The organism is Parageobacillus thermoglucosidasius (genome assembly GCF_001295365.1).
In the GTDB taxonomy this organism is placed as follows: Bacteria; Bacillota; Bacilli; order Bacillales; family Anoxybacillaceae; genus Parageobacillus; species Parageobacillus thermoglucosidasius.
The window spans coordinates 2118665-2143822 of record NZ_CP012712.1 but is presented as its reverse complement, the minus strand read 5'-3'; the positions used below and the strand labels follow the sequence as shown (position 1 = coordinate 2143822).

The following is a 25158-nucleotide window of genomic DNA, read 5'->3' as shown; positions in this document are numbered from 1 at the left end:
CGTTTCGGTTTTTCACGCAATTTTGTCCGTAAAAACTTTTCATTTTTGTGTTCACTTGCCCTTTATAGAGGACTAATAACATCTTCTTTCCGTCCATGGTTGGCCCTGCCACCCGGCCGGAACGTTTCATGGCAGAGACAAAACGGGAAGCACAGCGTGCATGAATTTTACCAAAGAGCGCAAACGGAATCGTTCATGATGAAAGAAGTTCGAGCATAGGCAAGAGGAATTTGATCTTTCTCGCCAAGAAAAACAGACATTATTTTATCATAGCGGAGAACATGTTTCATTTGTGAGACTAATTTGAAAACGTAATCTCACTTTATTATTTGATATAGCTGTTAGATTGAAAATAGAAAAAACTTGAAAGGATTGTAGCCAATCAAGGTTTTAGCTTATTTTTATAAACTACTTTACATTTCCAAAGAGGATATTGTTCGTTAAAGTCTTTGAAGATATTAATCAGCATTTGAGCGTCTTTCGGCAGTTTCTGTTCAATATGGTTCCATCCTTCAAAAATTAACGTTTCAGGTAGTTCAACAAGCCCAGTAATTGCATCCCAGAATGCATCCCAATTCATTCCATAAAAATCCGATAATTCGAGTTCTTTTTTTAACAGAGAATGGAGTTCCATAGAATCTTGAATAGTACTCACGTCTAACGTAACCTGTTTTCTTCTTGATTCATTTCCCAGTGAATTCATTATCTTCCACCCTTTACTTATAAGTTCCAATAAAATGAACTGTTTTATAATGATCAGTTGTAATATACATTAACCCATCATTGGAATAAAGTAATCTTGTTCCCGGTTGTTTACTTCTGGACATAGTATTACTTAAACCTACATCTGCTTCATACCACACTCTGCCCGGAGCATTCGGTAACACATTGGATGTGTTTTTGAATACATCCCCACCAATCTGTCCACCCGGTACGTAGTTGTTAAGTGCTTTTCCGGGTGCCCAACCTTTTTGCATTGCAACCGTCTTACTAACATAATTTGAAGGTAATTTACCTGTCTGCCTTAAACTATCGACTAGAGGATTAGCTAACTCTGTCGCTTTAAGGACTTCCTTGTACTTGGCGTATAATGCGATGTTGTCAGCTCCAGTTTTACCCGTACCCTTAGGAAATTTTAATCTTGGATTGAACGGATAAAGCAAGACAGAGAATGTCGGCAACCTTAGGTCGAGCGTTCGTCTCTATGGACTCGCAAGGGTACGAAAGCCTATCCATTCTCTATCTCGTTCCGTTATAAAATCGCTTCATGTGTTCCGTTGGCGATGATCTCTCCATAACGGTATACACCACTGTAAAACGCTTTTCTGTCCAAAATTCGCTTGACTTGAGCTTTCGTAAACAACTTCCCCTGTTTCGTTCGATGTCCTTCCTCATTCAGTTGTGACGCGATTTGTGACAGAGACCATGAAGGATGTTGTTCTCGTAAGTCAAACACTCGTTGAACGGTTTTTGCTTGTGTTTCATCTATAACGAGTCGCTTTTGGCCTCTTTTAACCGTATATCCAAAAGCGACATTTCCTCCTGCATAACCGCCCTGTTGTGCTTTTTTATTCCTTCCTCGTCCTAGCTTTAACGCAATTTCTAAGCGTTGATATTGGTCGAGGAGTTCCATTAACCCATTAATAAGAAAATCATTGGGGTCTTTCTTGTAAATACTGTATTGCGGTTGTTCGATACTCCGAATGTCTACTCCATACTTTTTCAGTTCACGATGTACTAACACCTTAACAATGTCTGAACGCCATAATCGGCTTGTGTTAAGTGTCACCACATAATCCACCTGATGGCGGGAGAGATACCCCAACATCTCCTGAAATCCTGTCCTGTCGATTTCTAACGCTTCTTCATCCACTTTCGCCCCACTGATACCCTCATCCTTAAACAAACACAGGAGAGTGTATCCTTGTGCCTGACAATACGCTTTAATTTCATCTTCTTGGTAGGCAAGGCTGTATCCATCTTTGGCTTGCCCATGTGTGGAAACGCGGATATATCCAATCACCTTCATGATACCTTCCCCCTCCGTTACGCAAATGGAGATTAACGTAACGCTTAGCCGCTATGTTAAGTCTATTGTATGCAGCTTAACCGATACAATCAACCCCTTTACCGATACAAATTTTTTATGTATCGTATAAGTAATACAGACAGAGGAAGGGATGTAGTATGCCAATTAAAATCAAACTGAAAGAAATCCTCAAAGAACGTGGCATTTCTCAGCGTGAATTAGCTCGACTTACAGGGCTGCGCCCGAACACCATCAGCCATCTTTGTTCAGACAACGTGGACAGAGTTTATCTCTCAACATTAGAAAAAGTGTGCAAAGTGTTAGACATCGACATCCAGGAGTTAATCGAGGTGGAGTAATCCTCTCGCTATAGTAATCGGAATAAAGGGCGGAAAAGGTGCGAAAAAATTTTTATAAAATGGTGAGAAAACAAAGGTAAGGTTTTGGGAGATAAAAACGGTGGTAGCTGATAATTTTTCAGTGGGGTATAGTTAATGAAAATTATAAAATAGAGCATCTTTTTTATACACATTTTGTGCGTACAAGATAACTCAAAAAATTATCATTCAGGGGTTTCGGGAGTTACAGGTATAGATTGTCGGTCTAACGGTTTATTCGACACTCCATCCCTATACACCAAAAGATGGCGGTTGTCTAACCGCCATCAAAATGATGTTATGACTAGAAATATACTTTTCTCTAAAGACAAGCATATTTACCTAATTTGTTTACTTATTCCTTCCCAAAGTGATTTGTCCATTTCCATGTATATTCCAGCTTCTTCGATTTTGCTAAAAATATCTTTATCAATAGTAATATCCTCTTGTTCAATTACACTGCATATTGTTTCTAGAGCTAATCCCCACTCTTCATGTTCTATAAACTCTAATATGTCTTTTTCATCTTTCAATGGAAGATTAGTAATATTTCTTACTATTTCTTTTAAAAGAATATTTAAATTCATAAAATACGCCCTCCTAAAATTAGTTATTTAATAGGGAATGCAGTTATTATATCTTTTCCATCTGTAATTACCTTTATTTTAATTCCATCCCTAATTCCTATAACCTCATATCTTTGGACACTCTTAACAACTCTCCCCCTCTTCCATTTTAGTGTAGGGTCGGTAGCTATATCTGATACATTGTGCATTACCCTTTCCGCACTCCAGTTTTTAGGGAATAATGTTTTATTAGGGTTTCCAGTTCCAGGCCATAAATGCCCACCACCTGTTTTATCTCCGTAAAGTATATGCTTTGTTCGTTTTTTACTAGCTATATTTACAAAATTAGCTTTTCCCTTACCCTTACCGGCCACCTCATCCCCAGTTTTGCCAATCCTGTTCATCGCAGTTTCTTTTACTTCTTCCTTAGCCTTGCTCATCCATGCGCGGGACGCTGGACCAATTCCCGCCAAGGCTGGCTGCCATTGGACAGACGAAACGCTGGCAAGAAGGTCGTTCCATTGCTTCTTAAAATATTGCAGCGTTTTGGTAATCGGCGCTTTCACGACTTGGAGGTACGCCGCTTGAAAGACAGACATCATTTTATCATAGCGGAGAACATATTTCATTTGCGGGACCAATTTCGAAACATCCGCTGCTATCCCGGCCGCTTTCGCTCCTTTGATCCCCGCTTTTCCAGCGATTCCTGCCCCTTTGACCGGAGGAATAAACGAAGCCAGCAGCATTCCTCCCGCAACCAGGCGGTCCCATACTGAAATCCGTTCTCCAGTCACTGGATCGTATTCTCCAAACAACCGCTGCAAGTCATACAAGCCGCTAAGCTCCAGACCGAATTCTTTTATGTTGTCGGCAAGCGTTTGGTCTGCCTGTCTGATTGCCGCTGCCGTCCGATACAGCAGTTCCTCCGCTTCATTCAGCTTTTCTTCATAGCGGTCGAGCCAATGAATCAGTTCGTCTGTAAGCTCATGGATGGCGGCAGAACCGATGCCCGGAATCTCCATCACTAAAGAGGGCAGTTCCCAGGAAAGTGAGGTTCGCGCACGCTGGCAGGCGTCTTCTGCATCGGGGACATGCTTCGCTACCGTTTCCAATTCTTCCGGTTTGACTCGAATCGTCGTCATTGCAGTTCCTCTATCTTTCGACGAATTTGGGCGATTTCCCTGCTGATTTCATGAAGAAGCTCGTCTGCGGTCGTATCAATACGTGCTTCAATTTGCCGCAAGTTCCCGGATATCGGCTCATGCGCTTTCCCCGGCTCTCCTTGCCAATGCGGGACATTCTTGGCACTTGCGTGATAAAATGCATGAGTTCCATGTCGAAATTCCCCGATTGCTTCTTCGACCTGCCCCTGATAAGACTTAAGATAATCCATCATCGCCTCACAGGCCCTGCGTTTCACTTCTTGTTCGATCGATTCCGATAAAGACGCCATCTTGATTTCCTCCCCCATTTACATGCTATTTAAATGGTAACATAGGGAAAATAAGGATAAATCATGATATACTCCTGTTTTTCCAGATGACAACAGGGACTTTTTTCTTATCTATCTGACATGTTAAACATGCCAAAGTTCCTTCGAAAACAACCTGTTTACGGAATAAACTTTTTCATGCGTGGAACGATTATCGTGAAGAGGAGGAACAGAAAGCCGAAAATGAAAAAGCCGGACAGCCATGACAGAAATGGATGGTATTTTTCGACTCATCCACGGTTGACGAGATGGAATAGATTGGATTGAAGTGTAAAAACGACTGTAGTTTTTCCGCTTTGGCGTCCTTCCGCGTTGCCTGACGGTACATAAGATTTGACTTCCATTTCTGATGTAATTATAATGGTTACAACTAGAGGTTGAAACACATAAAAAGTTAGCAATCACTTCTCCAACATAGTCTATATCTTGAAATCGGCTCTTTGAAGAGCTAATTTTTTCATGTCAGTTGTAACCGATTTGGTTATAACAATGCCTATTTTTGTGCGCGTTGTAACCAATTTGGTTATAACAGCATTTAGTGCCCGTTGTTATCAAGATTTACTCTCAAAAATTTATGAAAAGAAGGGGAAGATGTTTATGTCAATTGCGGTTACTGGCGCTACTGGTCAACTCGGAGGTCTTGTGATTCAACATTTGCTCAAAAAAGTACCTGCAAGTCAAATCATTGCCATTGCCCGTAATGTGGAAAAAGCCTCCGCTCTTGCCGATCAAGGAGTGGAGGTTCGTCATGGTGATTATGATGATCCGAAATCTCTTGAAAAGGCTTTTGCTGGCGCTTCCAAGCTGCTCTTTATCTCCAGTCCAGACACTGATAATACGCTGCGTATCGTTCAACATGCAAATGTCGTAAAAGCAGCCAGAGATGCAGGGGTAAAACATATTGCTTATACCGGATATGCTTTTGCTGAAGAGGCAACATTACCGCTTGCCCATGTTCATTTAGCTACGGAATATGCCATTCGCACCACTAACATTCCGTATACTTTCCTGCGCAACGCCTTATATACGGAACTTTTTATAAACGAAGGGCTGCGCGCATCCGTAGAGTCTGGAGCAGTAGTGACGAATACAGGAAGTGGAAGAATTAATTCGGTAACCCGCAATGATCTTGCCTTGGCTGCCGCGACGGTTCTTACAGAGGAAGGACATGAAAACAAAACGTATAACCTTGTTTCCAATCAACCGTGGAGCTTTGATGATCTAGCGCAAATTCTCTCTGAAGTTTCTGGCAAAAAAGTTGTGCATAGGATCTTTCATCGGAGAAAATGCTATTAGCTGTACTCTCTCGTCTGCTAGCATAGTTGAGCAGCAATCTTTCCTCCGTGTCGTGAATTCCTTCTGCTAGTTTCCTCCCGCTCACATAGTTGGTATACACATGTGATTGAATATCTTCCTATCATCGATCCCTACAAATTATAATGAAGGAAACTAATTGCCAAAAAACAATATGCTCCCTATCCTAAAAAACCCCCACTTCTTTAACAAAGCGGGGGAGTTCCTATGTGCTTATGAAAACAGTTTGATTAAATATCCTAACAAAATCCCAACAATTCCAAAATCCGAATCTCCGAACGTCGTCCCTTCAAATCCGAGCGAGCCAAGAACTGGGAGTAAAAGTGCCGGCAAGAAGGAAATTAAAATTCCGTTGGCAAATGCTCCGAAAATGGCGCCTCGTCTACCGCCTGTCGCATTACCGAATACGCCGGCAGCGGCTCCGGTGAAAAAGTGTGGAATAAGGCCAGGAACAATCACTTTTAAGCCAACAAGCGGCAAGATAAACATCGAGATAATCCCCGCTACAAAGCTCGATAAAAAGCCGACGATGACAGCGTTCGGAGCGTAAGGAAATACGGCCGGACAATCAAGCGCTGGTTTGGCGTCTTGCACCACTTTATCCGCAATCCCCTTAAACGCTGGAACAATTTCAGCTATGAGCATCCGTACTCCCGCCAATACGACGTATACCCCTGCGGCAAATGTAATTCCTTGCATCAGGGAGAAGACAAGGAAGTTCACGCCGCCGCTTAACTCTTTCTCTATAAATTGCTTTCCAGCAAATGGAGCGACAATGAAGAATAAGATGACCATTGTCAGGGACATCGCAACCGATGTATCGCGAAGGAATCCTAATGATTTCGGCACTTTAATATCTTCCGTGGATTGCGCCTTGTTTCCAAGACGCTTTCCGATCCACGCCGAAGTAAAATAACCGATGGAGCCGAAATGGCCTAAAGCGATTTGGTCCGTTCCCGTAACTTCCCGCATGTAAGGTTGAAGAATCGCCGGCATCAACACCATCAAACTTCCAAGAATAATTGAACCAACGATGATAAGCGGAACGCCAATGACTCCACCAGTAGCAAATACAGCGGAAATTAAGCAAGCCATGAATAACGTATGATGCCCAGTTAAAAAAATATATTTAAAACGAGTAAATCGCGCAATGAGAATATTGACAATCATTCCAAATAACATAATCATCGCAGTTTCTTTACCGAACGTTTGTTGGGCAATGGCAACAATCGCCTCGTTATTCGGAATCACTCCTTTAATATGGAAGGCTTTTTCAAACATTTTCCCAAAAACGTTTAACGAGCCGATTAAAATGTTGGCACCACCGCTGAGAATAACAAATCCCATAATCGTTTTTAGCGTGCCGGAGACGATATCAGGAAAGCTCTTCTTTTGCAGCAACAGACCAAGGAACGCAAACAATCCGACTAAAATCGCCGGCGAGCCTAATATATCCTTCATAATGAAATCAAACATCACTCATTTGCCCCCTCTTTATTTTCAGAAGTTTTAGGAATGTTACTTTTTTATCTAAAAATCTCTTTCTTGTTTTCTCATTCTTTCATATACTTTTAAAAGGGAAAGTTTTTTCTTTTTTTATGCAGGCGAACCGCCTGCCTTTTTTATTACTCACAAATGTTTTTTTAGTGCCTCTCTTAATTCATCAAGATCGAGAATGTTTGTCAGTTTGGCCACATTGCGCGTGCCGTCATCAAGCGCCTCGACTAAATCTTTTGCCCCTAAATACAGATCTGCTTTTTCCGTTTTGCTCGTTGCTAAATCAGTATGGGAAACTTCAGCTTCAATCCCCATCTCTTTCAACACGTTTTTGACATTCATTTCGATGATAAAACTGCTCCCCAGCCCATTTCCGCAAACGACGAGAATTTTCTTCATTTTTTGAACCTCCTTGTTTTTGCTCTTAATTTTTAATAAGAATACGCTTCGATTAATGTGAGTACTTCTTCTATCGAATTGGTCGAGAACAATACATGCATATTTTCTTTATTGGATAACAATTTTGTCAGCTGCGATAGCGCTTTTAAATGTGTTTCATTATCAATGGCAGCTAAAACGATTAAAATATATACCCGATGCTCTTCTTTTTCGGAGAATAGGCAGCCATTTTTGATTCTAAGAAAGCTCATGCCAATTTTCCTTACTCCCTGTTCCGGCCGGGCATGTGGCAAAGCCACTCCTGGTGTAATCACGATATAAGGCCCCAATTTCTTCACATTGTCAATCATCGCTTGAATGTATGCGTTTGTAATATAACCGCCATCCAATAACGGTTTCGCAGCAAGCGCAATCGCTTCTTTCCAATCACCTACCTCTTCTACAAACTGAATGCATTGTTTTGTAAGCAAATCTTTCAGCATCGGTTTTTTCAAAATCTCCTTTCTTTTGCTTTGACTAATATATTCGTGCAGTTCTTGAACTAATGCTTTTTCATTGATAATCGTTGCATGCCTTTTAACGATCTCTAACAATGCTTCGACTGATAAAGTTCTCGTTTCAGACAGTCCGTTTGTTTCCCTTAAAAGCAACATTTTATCCGCAGCGGTTAAAATAGGGCGAACGATATAAACAGGAATATCTCTCGGTTCTAACGGAATGGTTGTAACAACAAAATCAACATGTTCCAGAGAATAAGCCTTGTATTCTCTTGCCGAAATGATGTCAATGACATCAACGGTTGATAATAGTTCTTCAATTTGTTTTTGTAAAATTCGCGATGTACCGATACCGCTTTCGCATACAATGAGCGCTTTTTTCCGAGTTGGAACAGATACCCCTTCTCTGTCAAGCCATCCCCCGAAATGCATTGCGATATAAGCAATTTCATCGTCACCTACGGATTGACCGACAACGTTCTCGACATGATGAACCACTTTTTTCGTTAAAGTAAAGATGTCATGATAATTTGCTTTAACAGATTGGGTTAATTCATTTTGCAAATGAAGACCATATTTCAGTCGGTAATAGGCTGGCTTCATATGAATCAATAAATTTTTTTCCAACTCTTCACGATGTTTGAATTGTACACAAGCATACTTTTGAAAATCATCGACCATGTTTTTGATTATTTGTTTCAAAGTGGCAATTTCATTATTTTGATCGATTTGCTTATCATCTGTGACTCTTGAACCTAAAAGATAAGTTGTTAGATAACAAATTTCATCTTGAGGAACATCCACTTGGAAAACGTTTTCAATTTGAGTAATGATATGATGAGCCGTTTTGTATTCCCTAGTCGACTGCAGCACTTCTTTTTCCTGCTCATCCATTTGAATATATTTACCACGAATCCATCGCTTCAGAAAAATAGAAAGATAAACCGTTAATGTGTGAATAACATCATTCGTATAACGAATGGCAGAAAATGTTTCTGATTGGCGAATAATATTCTTGACCGGTAATATGTGTCCGCCAAGCAACTCAGAACATAGACGTTCATAGCCAACAGTGGCCAAAATCTGTGCGGCATAATGCACGATCGCCTTCCGTTTTTGCTTCTCTTCGCCAATGACGAAATATCCTTGCTTACGATGGAATGCTAATTCCAATTGAAACAGCTGCCATTCCGATTTGAGTTTCTTGACATCATTCAATAAAGTACTCCGGCTCACTTGCAGTTTCTCTAACAAGTCGTGTAAAAAAATTCGACCGCTGCGGATAAAAATCAGTAATCCAATCCATGCTTTTCTTTCATCCGAAGAATACTCGTAATGTCGAATTGGCTGCATTGTTTGCAATGCTGCACTAATTTTCTTTTTGGCTTGATCGTCCAAGTAAAAACCGAGATCGCGCACATGTTTCAGCGGCGAAAAGCCTTGGCTTCGCAGCCAATCATTTATTTTTTGCATATCGTAGTAAACCGTTCGTTTTGAAACTTGCATGGACTGAGCGAGCTTGTCTGTAGTGACGTGAGTGGAAGAACTAAGCAACATATTTAAAATTTGGACACAACGGGCATTGAGTATCATGCTGGAGCGCTCCTTCATTCCATCGTGCAAACCATCATATACTCTAATAGAAGAATCTAGACCCTTCTTAAGTTCATTATATTGAATTTTCGACAAAAGATAAGCCCGAATGTTGTGAGCAGAACTATGCAAAACATGGACTGATGGACATAAAAAACGACATTCGCTAACAGATTTACAAACCATTTTTCGCACTATCTTGATCAATCTCAAGGGATCTGCAACCGAGTTAAAAGTAATTTTCTTTTCTGTCGTTTCGTGGTGCGGTTGAACCTAAGAGGTTGAACCTAAGAATAGAAAAAGTCATTGACAAAATAAAAACCACTTGTTACCATATATCCAAGTAATCCTATCTGAATTTTAATGTTTTTTTATGAAAATACATCAGAAGGAGGATGGGAATGAGCAACAAATTGGTATATAAAAAGCACATACTTACTAGAGGAATTTCGATAATTAGCATCACCTTAATATTAATCGTTTGGACAGTAAGTACAAATTTAAAATGGGTGGATCCTGTTTTTCTCCCAACTCCCCAGTCTGTTTGGAAAGCATTTTTAGAGTTAATAAGAGATGGATATAAAGGTGCTTCATTAAGCACTCATATACTAAATAGTTTGTACAGATTGTTTTTAGCCCTAATTTTAGCAGTTTTCACGGCCGTGCCATTGGGGATTTTTTGCGGAATTTCAAAATATATACTTGCTATTTTTGATCCGATTATTGAATTTTACCGACCACTTCCTCCATTAGCCTACTACGCCTTACTTGTTTTATGGTTAGGAATTGATGATAAATCGAAAGTTGCGCTTTTATTTTTAAGTGCTTTTGCTCCCTTGTTTATTTCCACTGTATCTAGTGTACAGCGCGTCCCACAAGAGCGTATAAATGGAGCATTGTCTTTAGGGGCTTCAAAACCGAAAGTCCTATTATACATAATCCTCCCATCTTGCTTGCCGGACATCATAACAGGATTTCGTACAGCCATCGGCGTTACGTATGCTACATTAGTTGCTGCTGAAATGGTAGCGGCTACCTCAGGGATTGGCTGGATGGTATTAGATGCGAGTAAATATTTGAGAAGCGATATTGTTTTTGTAGGAATCATTCTAATGGGAGGAATCGCCATTCTTATGGATGGCATCATTAGATTGTATCAGCATATTCAATTCTCTTGGGTTGGAAAACAAGATTAACAAAGTGTATTAATTATAAACAATGGAGTGAAAAAGATGGTATTTAAAAAAAGCGAAATAAATGCAATATTGATTATTTTGCTACTCCTTATATTTAGTGTCATAACTGGCTGTTCCAGCCCAAAAACATCTACTGCAAAAAATGGTGAACCGCCAGTTTCTTCATCTAGCAGTGCGCCAAAAGAGATTAGATTAGGATACCAAGTTTCCCCAAATGGAGAATTCTTAGCAAAAGCATTGGGGTTATTAGAGAAAAAGTACCCCAACATTAAAATTAATTGGATTAAATTTGATTCCGGACGGGATGTTAATAACGCAATGGCAAGCGGAAGCATTGATTTTGGTCTTGTCGGTACTCCTCCCGGCTCAATAGGCATTGCAAACAAACTGCCTTATAAAGTGTATTACCTTCATGATATGATCGGCGAAAGTGAAGCGTTAGTCGTAAAAAAAGATTCTGGCATTCAATCTTTAAAGGATTTGAAAGGCAAGAAAATTGCTACCACATTTAGTTCGACATCTCATTTCAGTTTGCTGGGAGCCTTAAAGGCAGAAAAAATCAACCCTGAAAAAGACGGGATAACGCTTCTTGATATGCAGCCCCCTGATATTTATGCTGCTTGGAAACGAGATGATATAGACGGCGCTTATATTTGGCAACCTACACAGACAAAGTTAATCAATGAGGGAGGGCGCGTTATTGTTACATCAAAGGATTTGTCTAAAAAAGGCATTGTAACTGGAGAATTCGGAATTGTGAATAAAGAGTTTGCGAGAAAATACCCTGAAATTGTTAAAGGTTATATCTCTGTTTTAGATAAGGCGGTGCATTATTATCGGAATAAACCGAAAGAAGCAGCCCAACTTCTTTCTAAAGAATTAGGATTATCTCCTGAGGAAAGCTTAAAAACAATGAAACAAATTATATGGCTGGACGCTTCCCAACAAAAAGATTTTTTTGGGGAACCAGAGAAACCGGGAAAGTTAGCCAAAATATTAAAAGACACAGGAGATTTTATGGCTCAACAGAAAAACATATCATCTTCCCCTGACCTAGCCACTTATCAAAAAGCTTTATTAAGCGACCTTTACAAATAAGCGTGATAGTGAGGGAAGTTTATGTACGTAAGCACACCTGTCCAAGCGCGTTCAGAGATATTTAATAATCGCGCATTAATAGAATTAAAGAATATTAGCTTACATTATTCAAACGAAAATAACGGTCTTCCTATATTGGACAATATAAATCTTCAATTAGATGCCAATGATTTTGTGTGTCTATTAGGTCCGTCAGGTTGCGGTAAATCTTCTTTATTAAATATATTAGCCGGTTTTCAAAAACCAACTACGGGTGAAGTAGTGCTTAACAATCAACCGCATACCGGTCCAAGTCCTGATGTGGGGGTAGTATTTCAACATCATAACCTTTTTCCATGGATGACGATCGAAAAAAATATTGAATTTGGTTTAAAGATGAAATCTATAGCAAAATCAGAAAGAAAAAGAATCGTTTCCTACTATTTAAATCTTGTAGGGCTCGAATCCTCTGCTAAAATGTTGCCTTACCAGCTCTCTGGAGGGATGAAGCAAAGAGCATCCATTGCAAGAACATTAGCTACCGATCCGCAAGTCATTTTAATGGATGAACCTTTTAGTGCATTAGATGCCTTAACGCGGGAAAACATGCAGATCCATCTTCTTGAACTTTGGAAAAAAACAAGAAAGTGCATATTTTTTATTACTCATGATGTAGAAGAAGCTCTATTGCTAGGAAAGAGAATTTTAGTTATGCATTCGAAACCGGGAAGAATCGTAGTAGATTTGCAAAACCCGTTATCACAGCACAATCAATCCGTCCAAGAAATCAAACATTCTAAAGAATTTAATGATCTGCGATATTATTTAATTTCCACTATCAGAAATAGTAAAGCAAATAATGCAGGGTTTGGAATTAACCATTAATTATTCGAATAATCCATTAATTAAAATATTTTAAAAATACAGATTTATTTTTCGATACACTAGTCATTCGGCCGTTGTTTCAACCAACTTAAACGCCTCGTCGATGTTGGTTTTTGAATTTGAAATTATATAACTGTTGAAAGGAGCATGTGTATGTCTCAAATGAATACCCATTATTCTCGACCACTCAAATTTGAAAACCGTGAAGATTATGTAGGCCCGCGTATTTTGCGGCGTCTACCCGAAGGTATGGAGGAGCGACCTTATTTATTATTTGAAGTCAAACCACTAAGTCCGATCATAGGCGCTGAGATCATTGGAGTGGACTTGAGAGAACCAATTACTCCTGAGCTACAAGCAGAGTTGAACCGTGCACTATTAGAGTGGAAAGTTCTCTTCTTTCGCAACCAAAAGATCACTAGTGAACAGCAGCGAGCCTTTGCCCGGCTGTGGGGTGAGTTGGAAGTTCACCCATTTTATCCGATTGAAGAAGGCCAATCAAAAGAAATTGTCCGCTTTTCTAGGGATCATAAGCAAGGTGGTTTCGAGAACATCTGGCATGCCGATGTGACCTTTCGCGCCAATCCTGCCAAAGCAGCTGTATTAAGGCTGATTGAAGTTCCTCCTGTTGGTGGAGACACGCTATGGGCTGATATGGGCGCCGCTTATGACAATTTACCTGATGAGATTAAAGAACGTATCGATAACCTCACTGCTATTCACGATTTCACTCCTTCTTTCAGCCATTTAATGACACCAGAAGAGTTAGCTATTAAACAAAAAGAATTTCCACCTGTTGAACACCCGGTGGTTCGAACGCACCCAGAAACAGGCAGGAAAACTCTGTTTGTGAATCCAGCTTTTACTACGCGAATCGTCGGTCTCGAGCCAGAAGAGAGCGAGAAACTGCTTCAGTACCTGTTTCGCCAAGCTCATATTCCTGAGTACCAGGTTCGTTTTCACTGGGAGAAGGACACAGTCGCTTTCTGGGATAACCGTGCAACTCAACATTATGCCGTTTCCGACTATTACCCGCATCCTCGCAAGGCTGAACGGGTGGCAATTGTCGGAGATCGTCCATTTTAAAATATTGAAAATGAGTGGAACCTTAAAGAGGTTCCACTTATTGTGTTTGTATAATTATTGAATATAAAACTATGTATTCTCACAACAAAATTTTACAATACCCCCAAGGGAGGATATCCAATGAGTTGGTTTTTCCTTTTACTAGGGATTGTCTCGGAAGTTTTAGGCACAACCTCTATGAAGATGTCAGAAGGCTTTACAAAGTTAATCCCTTCCATTTTAATGTTTATTTTTTATGGAACAAGTCTTACTTTAGTCACATTAGCACTCAAAGAGATTGAGGTAAGCATTGCTTATTCAATATGGTCCGGATTAGGTACAGCTATTATTGCAACAATAGGAATTTTATTCTTCAAAGAACACTTTTCCTTATTCAAAATGCTGGCAATACTTATGATTATTGTCGGTGTTATTATGTTGAATATCAGCGGAGAAGCACATGAAAAAGCAGCATCTCCGGCGTACCCGCAAACAGAAAGGAATGGAAATTGCGAACAGTGACAGGGACTGTTCGCCTATTTCATCTTAAAAAATCATCTTTCGGCTTTAACATTGTCCCAAAACTTGTTGCATTAATCTTTAGAAGACTTTTTACTGGAAACACAAGTGGTGTCAAATGGGTGCCAAAAAGGTGTTGCTGGGTCAAGTGGTCAAATCATCTCATAATGGCCGTTGAGGAAGTGCCACAGATGTTTCCCGCTTCTTTAAATATCTTACCCATATGCTGCGAATAAACACAGCTTGGTTTCCCTTCATGGATGTCCGTTCATCCCCGTTTTTTTCTGAAAATCGGCACATGCACAAACATATCGGCGGCGTTAAGACCTATATATACACTATACGCCCAGCCGCTTTGCCCATCAAAATCATGCGCATGCTTCGTTTTTCTCCACACTTCCGGCAGCGGCGAAAGTTTCGTCCATTTTCACATAAGAAATTCATTCGGAAAATCTGTCATCAGCGCCGATACTTCCGCATCTTGCAGCATCGCCGTTACCTTTGTATCATTCACCGTATAAACGCGCAATTTCAGCCCTTGGGCCACCGCTTTTCTTCCTTCTGAAGATAAAACAAACAGCAAATCTCCATGTATCGCTTGGGCATCCACTACCTTTGCCTTTGGAATCGCGCTTTCATGAATTCCTTCAAATAATGTGCCGATTTCAATCGACGGATGAAGCCGCCGTGCCTTTAACATGCTGCATATGTTAAATGAAGATAATACCACCTGCTTTTCCAACTGAAATTGTCCAATCATTTTTAGCAGTTTTTCTTCTAAATGCGGATAGTCAATAACGTTATTTTTCAGTTCAATATTAATCATGATCTTTTTATCTAAATTTTGAACCCACTCCATCACTTCCATCAAGGCAGGAACGCGCTGGCGGGCAAAACGGTCATGAAACCAGCTTCCTGCATCAAGCAAACGAAGCTGTTTATAAAGAAAGTCTTTAACATAACCAATCCCGTTGGTTGTTCGGTCGACCCGTTCATCGTGAATGACAACAATTTCCCCATCTTTTGTCATTTGCACATCTAATTCGATCCCGTCTACTCCTGCATCATACGCTTTTTGAAACGCCAGCATGGTGTTTTCTGGATATTCTCCGCTAAATCCCCGATGAGCATAAATTTCCATTCTTCCCTGTCCCCCCATTCATGCGTAAACTAAAGAAACTGACACCCATGAGCATCTGACCTCACAGAGTTGTGAATCCTGATGATTTGCATTCAGGACAGCCCCGCTGATTTCCCGCTTATTTCTTATTCGCTGTTTCAAGAGCCCGGTTCGTTTCCTCCGCTGCACGGTCCAGCGCTTCTTCCGGATCCACGCCTTGGTATAAGCTTTCCATTGCTTTTACGACTTTTTGACGAGATTCCGGAAAAACCGTAATGAGCGCTCCTTGTGTCGCAGGTATTGGTTTCGTTTGTTTCAATTGCTCGACGGTTACTTTTAATTGAGGGTATTTTTCCCACTCCTCTTTCACGATCTCTTCGTCATAAGCGGCCGGATTAATCGCAAAATATCCTGTTTTCACGTGCCATTTCGCTTGGACTTCAGGTGTTGCTAAATATTTCATGAACTCCCATGCCGCTTTTTGCTGCTGTTCACTAATATCTTTAGCCATCCATAGAGACGCACCGCCAATGATTACTCCTTGACGCTCTACATGATCAGGAACTGGCAAGTAAGAAACTCCTACCTCAAACGGCGCATTGTCGATAATCGTTTTCACTCCTGCAGAAGAATCTAAATACATAGCGATTTTCTTGGATTGAAACGCCGCGCGCATATCATCCCAGTTTTGTCCTACGTTATAGAACGTTCCTTCTTTATACATATCACGAATTAAACGGAACACACGCAATCCTTCTTCCCCGTTAAAAACCGCTTTCGTGGCGTTCCCGTTGCGGCCGTTTTCATTATTGACATACAGCCCGCCTTGCACCGCGAGCATTTCTTCAAAAAACCAGCCATAATTTAAAATGGAAAAACCGTATTGGGTCGTTTGTCCCCCTTGTTTTTTTGTCAATTTTTTTGCCGCTTCTTTCAATTCGCTATATGTCATCGGCGGCTTTTCAGGGTCCAATCCCGCATCTTTGAACGCATCTTTGTTATAAATTAACACAGGCGTGGAGGAGTTGAACGGCATGGAGTAAATTTTTCCATCCACCGTATAATAATTGACGATATTTTTCTCCCATTGCGATGTGTCATAATTTTCTTCATCAATAAATTTTTGCACAGGCTGAATTTTGCCGCTGTCAATCATATACTTTGTCCCAACTTCAAATGTTTGCATAATCGTTGGCGCGTCTTTCGTTCCAGCAACCGTGTTGAATTTCGTCAGCGCCTCTTCATATGTGCCTTGGAAAATCGGCTTAACCTCAATAGAAGGATGGGACTGGTTAAATTCGTCCACAATCTCTTTTAATACCGTTTCTAAATCTCCGCTCATCGCATGCCAAAAAATGACCTCTGTTTTCCCGTCTTTGTTTTCAGATGGAGTGGCCGCTGCTTCGTTGCTTTCGCTTGAACAAGCGGTTAATGTCACAAAAATAAACAAGAACAAAGCGAAAATGCCTTTTTTCATGACTATTTTTCTCCCCCTTATTTAATGGCTCCCTGCATAAGTCCTTTTTGAAGATGCTTTTGCCCGGCAAACAACAGCAATAATGTTGGCAAAATGACTACGATCACGGCCGCCATTACCACCCCCCATTCTGTCGAAATTTCTTGTGATTGCATTTGTTTTAATCCGATTTGGACGGTGCGAACTTGGTCATTATTAGTAACAAGCAAAGGCCATAAATACATATTCCAAGTCGTTAAAAAGCTGTAAACTCCTAATGTAATTAAACTTGTTCTTGATAACGGAAGAACAATATTCCAAAAGAAACGAAAGCGGCCAACGCCTGATACTTGCGCCGCCTCAAACAATTCCAATGGAATCGTTTTAAAGTGCTGGCGCAAAAGAAATATGCCAAAAGCTAAAGCAAAAAATGGAACTGTCAATCCTAAATAGCTATTCAGCCAGCCGAGTTTTTGCACGGTCAAAAAATTCGGAATCATCGTTGCTTCCCAAGGGATCAACATCGTCGCAATACAAAGAAAAAAGAGAACATCTCTCCCTTTAAATCTCAGAAACACGAAGGCAAACGCCGCCAAGCTTGAAACGATTAACTGCCCCAACATGACAAGCAATGAAACAATAAAGCTGTTGAACAAATACTGAAGCAACGGAACTTTCTGAAACGCGGCAATATAGTTCGCCATCGTAAACTTCTGCGGCCATATATGCCCTTGCAGCACCTCCGCTCCATCCATAAAACTGATGAGAAACGCGTAAACAATTGGAAACAGAACAACAACAGAACAAATGATGAGAAGGACATACAACAGAAACGCCCGTAAAACGCTCATTGATAATGAACCTTCCTCTCTGCGAATTTAAATTGCAAAACGGTAACCACTAAAACCGCGAAAAAGAGAAGCACTGCCTGGGCGCTGGCGGAACCGAAGTTGTAATTAATAAAAGCATCTCTATAAATGGAGTAAACAATGACATTTGTTGCATCCATCGGCCCGCCTTTTGTTAACATATCGATTTGTCCAAACGTTTGGAACGAATGAATGAGCAAAACCGTCGTTACAAAAAAGAGCGTCGGCGACAGCAATGGCAAAGTCACTTTGTGAAGCTGATACCAGTAGCCCACCCCCGCAATGCGCGCGCTTTCATATAAAGAGGAATCGAGATTTTGCAATCCTCCGAGCAAAACCAGAAAGGTAAATCCTGTATTCATCCAAATCGTTGAAATGGCGACAGAAATGAGCGCAATGTTCGGGTCAAGCAGCCACTGAACATCTGAAATTCCAAATAAAGATAGCACTTTATTGATAATCCCGATGGAAGGGTTGTAGATAAACATCCAAATCACAGAAGAGGCTGCGACACTCATGCCCATCGTTGAAGAAAAAAACGTGCGAAACAAACCGATTCCTTTCAGCTTTTCATTGGCCATCAGCGCTAGACATAACGCTAGAATAACACTGGCCGGAACGGTATAGCAAACAAACAACAATGTCGCTTTTGCGCTTTGCAGAAAGTTTGCATCCTTTAACAAATAAACAAAATTCTCGATCCCGACAAATTGAACAGGATTGCCTTGATGATCTGTTGCGTAGAAACTTAAATACAATGTTCTGAGCATTGGGTAAAAAAGAAAAATAGAAAACAAAATAAGAGATGGAAGCAGGTATGCCATTCCTTCCAACATCGCCCATATCGCGCGTTTGCGGCGAATCAGGACAGATGGAGAAGATTTCATGGAAAGCGATGTATTCATTGGCATCCCCCCTTGCCGGCCGCATAAGAAAGCAGCGAGTAATTTAAGCGCTGGCCGTTTTCATGAAAGAAATGGAAAGCTGTTTCATCAATCGTAAGAGGCACTTTCTCACCAACATGAATGTTCCATTGTCCGTTCCATCGCGCCATCCAATGCTCGTTTTTCGTTAATTCAAATGTGATGAACGTTTCCGTCCCCAAAACTTCGACATTGACGACTTTCGCTATAAAATGGTCATCGCCTTCCTTGGCAAGGCGGATATGTTCCGGCCGGACGCCAACGATGATTTGCTGTTTGGAAGGAGGCAAATGGTGGTGAAAACGAATCGCCCGCCCGCTGTCAAAAAGCAGCAAACTTTCCAGCACTTTTGCTTCCGCCAAATTCATTGGCGGCGTGCCGATGAACGAAGCAACAAACGTATTGGAAGGATGGTTATAAATATCAAGCGGCTTCCCGATTTGCTGCGGCCGCCCTTCATGTAAAATCATCATTCGATCCGCCATCGTCATCGCTTCAACTTGATCATGTGTCACATAAACCATGGTGATCCCCAGTCGCCTTTGCAGCTGGCGAATTTCTGAGCGCATTTTCGCCCGCAATTTTGCATCTAAATTCGATAAAGGCTCGTCCATCAAGCAAATAGGCGCATGTGTGACAATCGCTCTTGCCAGCGCTACACGCTGGCGCTGCCCACCGGATAATTGACGCGGTTTATGTTTAAGAAAATCGGTCAAACCAAGCATCTCTGCTGCTTCTAAACAGCGCTCCTTTTGTTCTTGTTTCGAAATTTTCTTTTTATATAGACCAAATATAATGTTTTGTTCGACGGTTAAATGCGGATACAGCGCATAGTTTTGAAATACCATCGATAAGTTGCGTTCGCTCGGCGGCAAATCATTGGCCTCTATCCCGCCGATGAGCAAAGTCCCAGACGTAATTGTTTCTAACCCGGCGATCATCCGTAAAATCGTGCTTTTGCCACAACCAGACGGGCCAACAAGGACGAAAAATTCTCCCGGTTCAATAGAAACGCTTAAATCGTGAATGACATTGTCTTTTCCGTTATAAGATTTATAAACATGAACTAATTCAATTTTCGCCACACGCATGCACCTCTTCCCTGTCGATATTTCCCCATTTCTTCCACAACCATGGACGGCTCGTCGAGACCGAAACCGCTCCGCTCTGCAGGGCAGCTTCAATATGGTTCTCATGTTGAATCAGCCCGCCTGTTATAATGGGAACGTGCGTCTGCTTCCGGATCATCCCAATCATTTCCGGAAGCAGCCCAGGCATGATCTCCAATGCATCCGGCTGAATATCATGAATGCTTTTTATTCCGTTTTCCACTGCATCTGTATCCACTAAAAACAAACGCTGAACGGCCATCAGCCTTTCTTTTTTCGCTAATTGAACGAGAGAACTTTTTGTCGTTACAATCCCATGCGGCTTTATAAATTTTGCTAAAAACTGTAATCCCTCCCGGTCATAACTAATTCCCGGAATTTTTTCGACATGAAGAAAAACAAACCGTTGCTGTTCCTTTAATAAATCGACATACCGTTTAATCACACTAATATTTCCCGTTTGCAAAAAGGCGACTTGCAATCCGGTGTTGAGAAACATTTCCAGATGCTTTGGGCTTTTTATTGCGGCAATGAGCCGGTCGCTCCGTAAGCATTCCAGCCATCGTTCGTTCAAAACAATCCCCCTTTCAAAAATAAACAGAAACCATGAAAACATCTGGGAGCGTTTCGCCAGCAAGATGGCGCCCTTTTTGTTTTCACGGTTTCTCCATCTCTCCACCTACCCATTCACTTTTAATTCCATCATAGGCCATTTTTATAAATGGCATGTTAAAAGAAGATTGTTTTTTTGTAAAATTCGGATATTTTGTTGCAGAAGTTTTTTATAGAAGAATTCCTCCCTTTCCTGCTGCCTATTTAATTTCCGGTAAAGATAAGCACAAAGATTGTAAGCAGAACCTGTGCAAAACAGAGACCAATGTAAATCGCAAACTAATGTGGCAACAAGCGAATTTATAAACATTCCGCCCATTTTTATTTTCATTTTCCTTGATTGCTTGTTTTCCATTTTTTATATAAAAACTGTAGCGGACACTTTTAGGACACTTATTTCTAAAAAGCCGCCGTCCTGAAGCAGCTAAAAATCGCTAAGACAGTGTTATTGTCGGCCAATGCTAAGCGATTCATTGTTATTCCTTAAATCAGAGCCGATTTTAGTCTATGTATACCTTCTCCGATTTCCTCTATTGTTAGATTACCATAACCTAAAATGATTTTATTTTGATGCACTCCTTTGCGAATCGCTTGAAGTTCTACTGGATAAATTTTAATTTTATATTTTACCATTATTTCCTGTACCTTTTCATTGGAAAACTCTATATTTTGAAATTCAGCAACCAAATGTAGGCCCGTTGAATCACCTGAAATTTTAACCTTAGTGCCAAACTGTTCTACTAAACATTTTTTTAAATGATCCCGACGTGCTTTATATATTTTTTTCATTTTTCTAATATGGCGTTCCAAATGTCTTTCATCTATGAAACGCGCAAGAGTAAGTTGCTGCAATGAAGGAGCGTGAAGGTCTGTGAACCATTTTAAATCTTTACAGCGTTTTATTAAAGAGGGAGGGAGAACTAAATACCCCAATCTAAGAGCAGGCGATAATATCTTGCTGAAAGTTCCAATATAAATCACTCTATTTGGATCAAGCCCCTGAAGTGAATGAATCGGAACCTCTTGATAACGAAATTCACTGTCATAATCGTCTTCAACAATAAAACAATCAACTCTTCTGGCAAACTCGATTAACTGAATTCGACGCTGAATAGGCAACGTTCCCCCAAGCGGAAACTGATGAGATGGAGTAACAAAAATAAATCTTGGTTTTTTATTTAGGGGAATTAAATCCGTTTTCATGCCTTGTTCATCGACAGGGACAGGATGGAGCACGGCACCAGTGGAAGAGAAAATGGTTTGAATTTCGCGTGTAATAGGATCTTCGATCATTACTTTATCCCTAGGTGAAAGAAGCAGTTTTGCTATAAGAGATAAAGCTTGTGTTGCTCCAGACGTAATAAGTAGCTGGTCGGGATGACAATGCACCCCTCTTGTTCTCTTTAGATACCGAGACAGGATATGACGCAGTTCGATTCGCCCCTCGGGATAGTCATAGCCAAATATGGAATGTGGAGTTTCTTTACAGACTCGCTTAGCGGTTTGTCCCCATATATGCCGCGGAAACATGTCTAAAGCGGGGATACCGGAACGAAAATCTATGAAATCGTTCGTCTCCTCTTTTAAGTGCTGCATTTCAAAAAAAGATAGATAATCCTTTCTCGCTTGCTGACTTAGGTAGGCTCCCTCTGCAACATATGTGCCGGAACCTGGCCGTGTTTCAATGTATCCTTCTGCTAGAAATTGTTCATAAGCTTCAACCACCACATTCCGTGATACGCCTACATGGGAGGCTAGTTCTCGGATAGGTAGAAGGCGCTCTCCGGCTACAGGTTCCCCATTTAATATTTGTGTACGAAGTTGTTCGTAAACTTGTCGTGTTAAAGGTATGTCTAGCGTGCGATCAATTGTTATCCAAATCATGCTGATTCCCCTTTTTATCAAGATTGGTACTATAAAAATCAATAATAATTGGTCCTTATCACTACCATTTTATTATGCTAAATTATAAAAGAAAAGGTAATTACACATAATGGAAATACAAGATAAATATAATCCTTATCATTACAGGGGAGGAGGATAATGATCGTTGCAGCTAAAACAAAAAAGCCAAATCATCCCTTATTAAACTGGAATCAACACTTTTTATCTTCCCTAGTATGTTTAAGAACAACTTGAAATTTTGCCACTCTGGCCCTTCTGGCACGAGTTGTGAAGCATCTATTTGCTTTCATTCTTAAAAAACTGTCGTAGAAAGTATTCATTCTTTCCTGCTTATGAAGAGGCTTGAAAACTTTATGGAAGGGACATCAAATGCTCTTCTTGCAGCTAATGCCCACAAGGAAACCGATAAGTTTTACATGTCGAAAGATATCTGTCTTTGAGGCACTTTAACAAAATGGGGAAAAATCATGGAAATGAAGTGTGTGATGGTTATTGATGCAGATTTACCAGCAGGATTAATCGCAAATACTGCGGCGGTATTAGCCCTGACTTTGAGAAAGGAAATTGAGGGGATTATTGGACCAACAGTAAAGGATGGAAGCGGTCATCCTCATGCAGGGATAACAACAATACCTATTCCCATTTTAAAGGGTAATTCCCAAAAAATTAAGGAGTTAAGAAACAAATTATACGCTGAAGAATTTTCTGATTTACTTGTTGTTGATTTTACCAATGCGGCACAGACAACCAAAAGTTATGAAGAATATTAGAAAAAATATCAACCTTTTCAGCAAACGATCTGAAATATTTAGGGTTAGCGTTATATGGGGATAAGAAAAAAGTGAATAAATTAACCGGAAGCATGGGACTGTTAAGATAATGTTGCCCGCCCAAAAAAATACTGGATCGCTGATTTAACGACATGGCATTTTGCAGAAAAGCCAGGTGAAGTTACGGAGTTTTAGCTCCATTGATGAAGGGAGAACGTTATGAATCTTAAAAGAGATTTAGGATGGAAAGAAGCTACCTCTCTTGGTACTGGCGCTATGGTCGGTGCGGGTATTTTTGTTCTTAGCGGTGTAGCAGCTGGCAAAGCCTGTCCGGCTGTAATGTTAGCTTTTGTCATCGCAGCGATCTTAGAAATTTTATTAGGATTGTGCTATGCAGAATTAGCATCGAGGTACCCAAGAGCAGGCGGTGCCATGAAGGTGAACAATCGTTCTATTGTGCCATCTTCGTCTTCAACCTCTTGTGATCCTAGAAAAAGATGTACTGTCTGATATTCCTCTCGACAGATAGACAATAAAAAAGAGAATAGGCGTATCGGGCGATTGAAAAGTATATCCATTTTTATAATCATTGTATAATATCATGATCACTTTAACGGCCTTCCCCGATAAAATATCGAGCAACAACTGTCTTTTTGAAATTCTTTTTTCATGTCACTTGACCAAGGTTATGTACAAATTTTTTATCTTTATTCCGTTTACTAGTTTCTAATACCTGAATACTTAAACGCCAATTCAAGCAATTTTGATATTTCATCTTACCAATAGGCGGAAAGATGACATAGCATGTCTCAGTTTTTTATTGGATTGTCATTAAAGCCGTTACGAATTCAATGGATAAGATATAAAGAACACCCCAATATAAACCTTAAATTCGAAGCAAATAGTATAACAATAGCATATTTTTACTCAAATGATATAAAAATATTTAGAGACATGCTTATCCATTTTATGTATTTTTCATTAGTTTTAGAGGGGAGTGAACTGTTTTGACGATTTGGGCTAATTTAGAAAGCGATATTTATAAGCTTCCCCCTTTAAGAGAATCTGATATTAAAAAAGCAGAAAACCTATTTAATGTGAAGCTGCCAAAATCTTATCTAGATATTTTAAAAATACAAAACGGCGGGAGTATTGTGTTTAATGCTCATCCTTCCCCAAAACCTACCTCTTGGAGCGATCACTCAGTCAATGTGGATTTTATTATGGGAATAGGAGAAAACAACGGCATCTTAGAAACGCCTTACTACATAGAAGAGTGGCAGATGCCCGAAGGATTGATTTTAATTAGTGGTCAAGGTCACTCTTGGATAGCGTTTGACTACAGAAACACAGTCGAAAATCCCCCAATTGTTTATATTGATAATGAAACAGAGGAAATATTTCAAATTGCTGACTCATTTGAAAGCTTTTTAGAAAATCTTTATGTCGAGGAAAGGGAAGAAGAAATAGAATTTGGTGAATTTGACGAGATTGAAATATCTAAAGAGTCGACAATGAGAGCTATTTATAATAATGATATAGATGGAATAATAACTTCAGTTGACCTTATGTCTCAAGAAGTTAAAGCTGAGGATTTAAAATGGTTCAGTTCCGTTTTATTGCAACTTAGTAAACATCCAAACGATGACGTAAGAAGATCGGTTGCAGAGGCTACAAACTTCTTAGCAGATTCTTTAGAAAGAAATACAGTAAAAAAATTAATAGAAATCTTTAATCAAGATAATAGTGAAGATGTTAGATATTTTGCAAACACGATTAGCAACCAAATTTCATAGTTCTGCATATGGCATTATGTCAAGAAATGGATAGAGAAATAGCTGAATTTGTGCAGCTACTTCTCTCTGTTTAGCGTTACAAAGGTTAAATA

25 protein-coding genes and 2 pseudogenes are annotated in these 25158 nt (G+C 40.2%); 11 read left to right on the top strand and 16 right to left on the bottom strand.

The features are described from left to right. Positions 1-382: 382 nt before the first annotated feature. From AOT13_RS10585 to AOT13_RS10575, 3 genes are all read right to left on the bottom strand, one after another. Complete coding sequence (locus AOT13_RS10585; protein ID WP_042385111.1) at positions 383-703, bottom strand: barstar family protein; 321 nt, start codon at positions 701-703, stop codon at positions 383-385. Positions 704-716: 13 nt separating this feature from the next. Next, positions 717-1181, bottom strand: a complete 465-nt coding sequence (locus AOT13_RS10580; protein ID WP_232511515.1) for a ribonuclease domain-containing protein — start codon at positions 1179-1181, stop codon at positions 717-719. 71 nt (positions 1182-1252) lie between these two features. Further along, complete coding sequence (locus tag AOT13_RS10575) at positions 1253-2029, bottom strand: recombinase family protein (RefSeq protein WP_042385107.1); 777 nt, start codon at positions 2027-2029, stop codon at positions 1253-1255. A 158-nt stretch (positions 2030-2187) separates the two neighbouring features. On the opposite strand from AOT13_RS10575, the gene AOT13_RS10570 reads away from it, so the two are divergent. After that, a complete protein-coding gene (locus tag AOT13_RS10570; RefSeq protein WP_013877118.1) occupies positions 2188-2388 on the top strand; it encodes a helix-turn-helix domain-containing protein in 201 nt (66 codons plus the stop codon). Between the two features lie 356 nt (positions 2389-2744). Here AOT13_RS10570 and AOT13_RS10565 read toward each other — a convergent pair whose 3' ends face one another. From AOT13_RS10565 to AOT13_RS10555, 3 genes are read right to left on the bottom strand one after another with little or no spacing between them, the layout of a single operon-like run. Next, positions 2745-2993 (bottom strand): MafI family immunity protein, encoded by a 249-nt coding sequence (locus tag AOT13_RS10565; RefSeq protein ID WP_003251249.1) that lies wholly within the window; start codon positions 2991-2993, stop codon positions 2745-2747. A gap of 23 nt (positions 2994-3016) precedes the next feature. After that, on the bottom strand, positions 3017-4114 hold the full coding sequence (locus tag AOT13_RS10560) for a pre-toxin TG domain-containing protein (RefSeq protein ID WP_013401084.1): 1098 nt from the start codon (positions 4112-4114) through the stop codon (positions 3017-3019). After that, positions 4111-4425 carry a hypothetical protein gene (locus AOT13_RS10555; RefSeq protein ID WP_013401085.1) on the bottom strand — a complete coding sequence of 105 codons (315 nt, stop codon included), beginning with the start codon at positions 4423-4425 and terminating at the stop codon, positions 4111-4113. Before AOT13_RS10555 ends, AOT13_RS10560 begins: the two co-directional genes overlap by 4 nt. A gap of 636 nt (positions 4426-5061) precedes the next feature. Between AOT13_RS10555 and AOT13_RS10550 the strand changes: the two are divergent. Beyond that, a pseudogene (locus AOT13_RS10550) lies at positions 5062-5733 on the top strand (NmrA family NAD(P)-binding protein); the annotation flags it as partial. A gap of 258 nt (positions 5734-5991) precedes the next feature. On the opposite strand, the gene ulaA reads toward AOT13_RS10550, so the two are convergent. The 3 genes from ulaA to AOT13_RS10535 form a co-directional block, all read right to left on the bottom strand. Beyond that, complete coding sequence (ulaA, locus tag AOT13_RS10545) at positions 5992-7254, bottom strand: PTS ascorbate transporter subunit IIC (RefSeq protein WP_042385104.1); 1263 nt, start codon at positions 7252-7254, stop codon at positions 5992-5994. 153 nt (positions 7255-7407) lie between these two features. Continuing rightward, entirely contained in the window at positions 7408-7674 is a 267-nt protein-coding gene (locus tag AOT13_RS10540) for a PTS sugar transporter subunit IIB (RefSeq protein ID WP_003251279.1), read from the bottom strand. A 32-nt stretch (positions 7675-7706) separates the two neighbouring features. Beyond that, complete coding sequence (locus AOT13_RS10535) at positions 7707-9764, bottom strand: BglG family transcription antiterminator (RefSeq protein WP_042385103.1); 2058 nt, start codon at positions 9762-9764, stop codon at positions 7707-7709. A 401-nt stretch (positions 9765-10165) separates the two neighbouring features. Here AOT13_RS10535 and AOT13_RS10530 point away from each other — a divergent pair, with 401 nt between their 5' ends. From AOT13_RS10530 to AOT13_RS10510, 5 genes are all read left to right on the top strand, one after another. Continuing rightward, positions 10166-10960 (top strand): ABC transporter permease, encoded by a 795-nt coding sequence (locus tag AOT13_RS10530; RefSeq protein ID WP_003251282.1) that lies wholly within the window; start codon positions 10166-10168, stop codon positions 10958-10960. Positions 10961-10996: 36 nt separating this feature from the next. Beyond that, a complete protein-coding gene (locus AOT13_RS10525) occupies positions 10997-12058 on the top strand; it encodes a taurine ABC transporter substrate-binding protein (RefSeq protein WP_042385101.1) in 1062 nt (353 codons plus the stop codon). Positions 12059-12079: 21 nt separating this feature from the next. Then, entirely contained in the window at positions 12080-12922 is an 843-nt protein-coding gene (locus AOT13_RS10520; protein WP_003251286.1) for an ABC transporter ATP-binding protein, read from the top strand. A gap of 153 nt (positions 12923-13075) precedes the next feature. Then, on the top strand, positions 13076-14008 hold the full coding sequence (locus tag AOT13_RS10515; RefSeq protein WP_003251288.1) for a TauD/TfdA dioxygenase family protein: 933 nt from the start codon (positions 13076-13078) through the stop codon (positions 14006-14008). A 120-nt stretch (positions 14009-14128) separates the two neighbouring features. After that, positions 14129-14509, top strand: a complete 381-nt coding sequence (locus AOT13_RS10510) for a DMT family transporter (RefSeq protein WP_013401097.1) — start codon at positions 14129-14131, stop codon at positions 14507-14509. Between the two features lie 424 nt (positions 14510-14933). Here AOT13_RS10510 and AOT13_RS10505 read toward each other — a convergent pair whose 3' ends face one another. From AOT13_RS10505 to pdxR, 7 genes are all read right to left on the bottom strand, one after another. Beyond that, positions 14934-15647: a glycerophosphodiester phosphodiesterase gene (locus tag AOT13_RS10505; RefSeq protein ID WP_003251290.1), complete on the bottom strand. Its 714-nt coding sequence runs from the start codon at positions 15645-15647 to the stop codon at positions 14934-14936. A 118-nt stretch (positions 15648-15765) separates the two neighbouring features. Beyond that, entirely contained in the window at positions 15766-17103 is a 1338-nt protein-coding gene (locus AOT13_RS10500; RefSeq protein WP_013401098.1) for an ABC transporter substrate-binding protein, read from the bottom strand. A gap of 17 nt (positions 17104-17120) precedes the next feature. After that, on the bottom strand, positions 17121-17933 hold the full coding sequence (locus AOT13_RS10495) for a carbohydrate ABC transporter permease (protein WP_013401099.1): 813 nt from the start codon (positions 17931-17933) through the stop codon (positions 17121-17123). Then, positions 17930-18856 (bottom strand): carbohydrate ABC transporter permease, encoded by a 927-nt coding sequence (locus AOT13_RS10490; protein ID WP_042385099.1) that lies wholly within the window; start codon positions 18854-18856, stop codon positions 17930-17932. The genes AOT13_RS10495 and AOT13_RS10490 overlap by 4 nt, the downstream gene beginning before the upstream one ends. Then, complete coding sequence (locus AOT13_RS10485; RefSeq protein ID WP_042385137.1) at positions 18853-19959, bottom strand: ABC transporter ATP-binding protein; 1107 nt, start codon at positions 19957-19959, stop codon at positions 18853-18855. Before AOT13_RS10485 ends, AOT13_RS10490 begins: the two co-directional genes overlap by 4 nt. Then, positions 19946-20557 carry a glycerol-3-phosphate responsive antiterminator gene (locus AOT13_RS10480; RefSeq protein ID WP_080695353.1) on the bottom strand — a complete coding sequence of 204 codons (612 nt, stop codon included), beginning with the start codon at positions 20555-20557 and terminating at the stop codon, positions 19946-19948. The genes AOT13_RS10485 and AOT13_RS10480 overlap by 14 nt, the downstream gene beginning before the upstream one ends. 521 nt (positions 20558-21078) lie before the next feature. Next, positions 21079-22479: a MocR-like pyridoxine biosynthesis transcription factor PdxR gene (pdxR, locus tag AOT13_RS10475; protein WP_042385097.1), complete on the bottom strand. Its 1401-nt coding sequence runs from the start codon at positions 22477-22479 to the stop codon at positions 21079-21081. A gap of 488 nt (positions 22480-22967) precedes the next feature. On the opposite strand from pdxR, the gene AOT13_RS10470 reads away from it, so the two are divergent. The 4 genes and pseudogenes from AOT13_RS10470 to AOT13_RS21310 all read left to right on the top strand — a co-directional run. Beyond that, complete coding sequence (locus tag AOT13_RS10470; RefSeq protein ID WP_003251306.1) at positions 22968-23270, top strand: DUF2000 domain-containing protein; 303 nt, start codon at positions 22968-22970, stop codon at positions 23268-23270. Then, positions 23264-23380 (top strand): DUF2000 family protein, encoded by a 117-nt coding sequence (locus AOT13_RS21175; RefSeq protein WP_311769827.1) that lies wholly within the window; start codon positions 23264-23266, stop codon positions 23378-23380. The genes AOT13_RS10470 and AOT13_RS21175 overlap by 7 nt, the downstream gene beginning before the upstream one ends. Positions 23381-23489: 109 nt before the next feature. Next, positions 23490-23780: an amino acid permease gene (locus AOT13_RS10465; protein WP_013401103.1), complete on the top strand. Its 291-nt coding sequence runs from the start codon at positions 23490-23492 to the stop codon at positions 23778-23780. 497 nt (positions 23781-24277) lie between these two features. Further along, positions 24278-24736: pseudogene (locus AOT13_RS21310) on the top strand (SMI1/KNR4 family protein); the annotation flags it as partial. Between the last annotated feature and the right edge of the window lie 422 nt (positions 24737-25158).

Coding starts and splice junctions, on each gene's coding strand:
- pdxR (WP_042385097.1), bottom strand. CDS start 22,479: ATGATTTGGATAACAATTGATCGCACGCTAGACATACCTTTAACACGA.
- AOT13_RS10565 (WP_003251249.1), bottom strand. CDS start 2,993: ATGAATTTAAATATTCTTTTAAAAGAAATAGTAAGAAATATTACTAAT.
- AOT13_RS10555 (WP_013401085.1), bottom strand. CDS start 4,425: ATGGCGTCTTTATCGGAATCGATCGAACAAGAAGTGAAACGCAGGGCC.
- AOT13_RS10570 (WP_013877118.1), top strand. CDS start 2,188: ATGCCAATTAAAATCAAACTGAAAGAAATCCTCAAAGAACGTGGCATT.
- AOT13_RS10465 (WP_013401103.1), top strand. CDS start 23,490: ATGAATCTTAAAAGAGATTTAGGATGGAAAGAAGCTACCTCTCTTGGT.
- AOT13_RS10540 (WP_003251279.1), bottom strand. CDS start 7,674: ATGAAGAAAATTCTCGTCGTTTGCGGAAATGGGCTGGGGAGCAGTTTT.
- AOT13_RS10515 (WP_003251288.1), top strand. CDS start 13,076: ATGTCTCAAATGAATACCCATTATTCTCGACCACTCAAATTTGAAAAC.
- AOT13_RS10495 (WP_013401099.1), bottom strand. CDS start 17,933: ATGAGCGTTTTACGGGCGTTTCTGTTGTATGTCCTTCTCATCATTTGT.
- AOT13_RS10530 (WP_003251282.1), top strand. CDS start 10,166: ATGAGCAACAAATTGGTATATAAAAAGCACATACTTACTAGAGGAATT.
- AOT13_RS10500 (WP_013401098.1), bottom strand. CDS start 17,103: ATGAAAAAAGGCATTTTCGCTTTGTTCTTGTTTATTTTTGTGACATTA.
- AOT13_RS10520 (WP_003251286.1), top strand. CDS start 12,080: ATGTACGTAAGCACACCTGTCCAAGCGCGTTCAGAGATATTTAATAAT.
- AOT13_RS10575 (WP_042385107.1), bottom strand. CDS start 2,029: ATGAAGGTGATTGGATATATCCGCGTTTCCACACATGGGCAAGCCAAA.
- AOT13_RS10535 (WP_042385103.1), bottom strand. CDS start 9,764: ATGATACTCAATGCCCGTTGTGTCCAAATTTTAAATATGTTGCTTAGT.
- AOT13_RS10510 (WP_013401097.1), top strand. CDS start 14,129: ATGAGTTGGTTTTTCCTTTTACTAGGGATTGTCTCGGAAGTTTTAGGC.
- AOT13_RS10585 (WP_042385111.1), bottom strand. CDS start 703: ATGAATTCACTGGGAAATGAATCAAGAAGAAAACAGGTTACGTTAGAC.
- AOT13_RS10490 (WP_042385099.1), bottom strand. CDS start 18,856: ATGAATACATCGCTTTCCATGAAATCTTCTCCATCTGTCCTGATTCGC.
- AOT13_RS10525 (WP_042385101.1), top strand. CDS start 10,997: ATGGTATTTAAAAAAAGCGAAATAAATGCAATATTGATTATTTTGCTA.
- AOT13_RS10560 (WP_013401084.1), bottom strand. CDS start 4,114: ATGACGACGATTCGAGTCAAACCGGAAGAATTGGAAACGGTAGCGAAG.
- AOT13_RS10505 (WP_003251290.1), bottom strand. CDS start 15,647: ATGGAAATTTATGCTCATCGGGGATTTAGCGGAGAATATCCAGAAAAC.
- ulaA (WP_042385104.1), bottom strand. CDS start 7,254: ATGTTTGATTTCATTATGAAGGATATATTAGGCTCGCCGGCGATTTTA.
- AOT13_RS10470 (WP_003251306.1), top strand. CDS start 22,968: ATGGAAATGAAGTGTGTGATGGTTATTGATGCAGATTTACCAGCAGGA.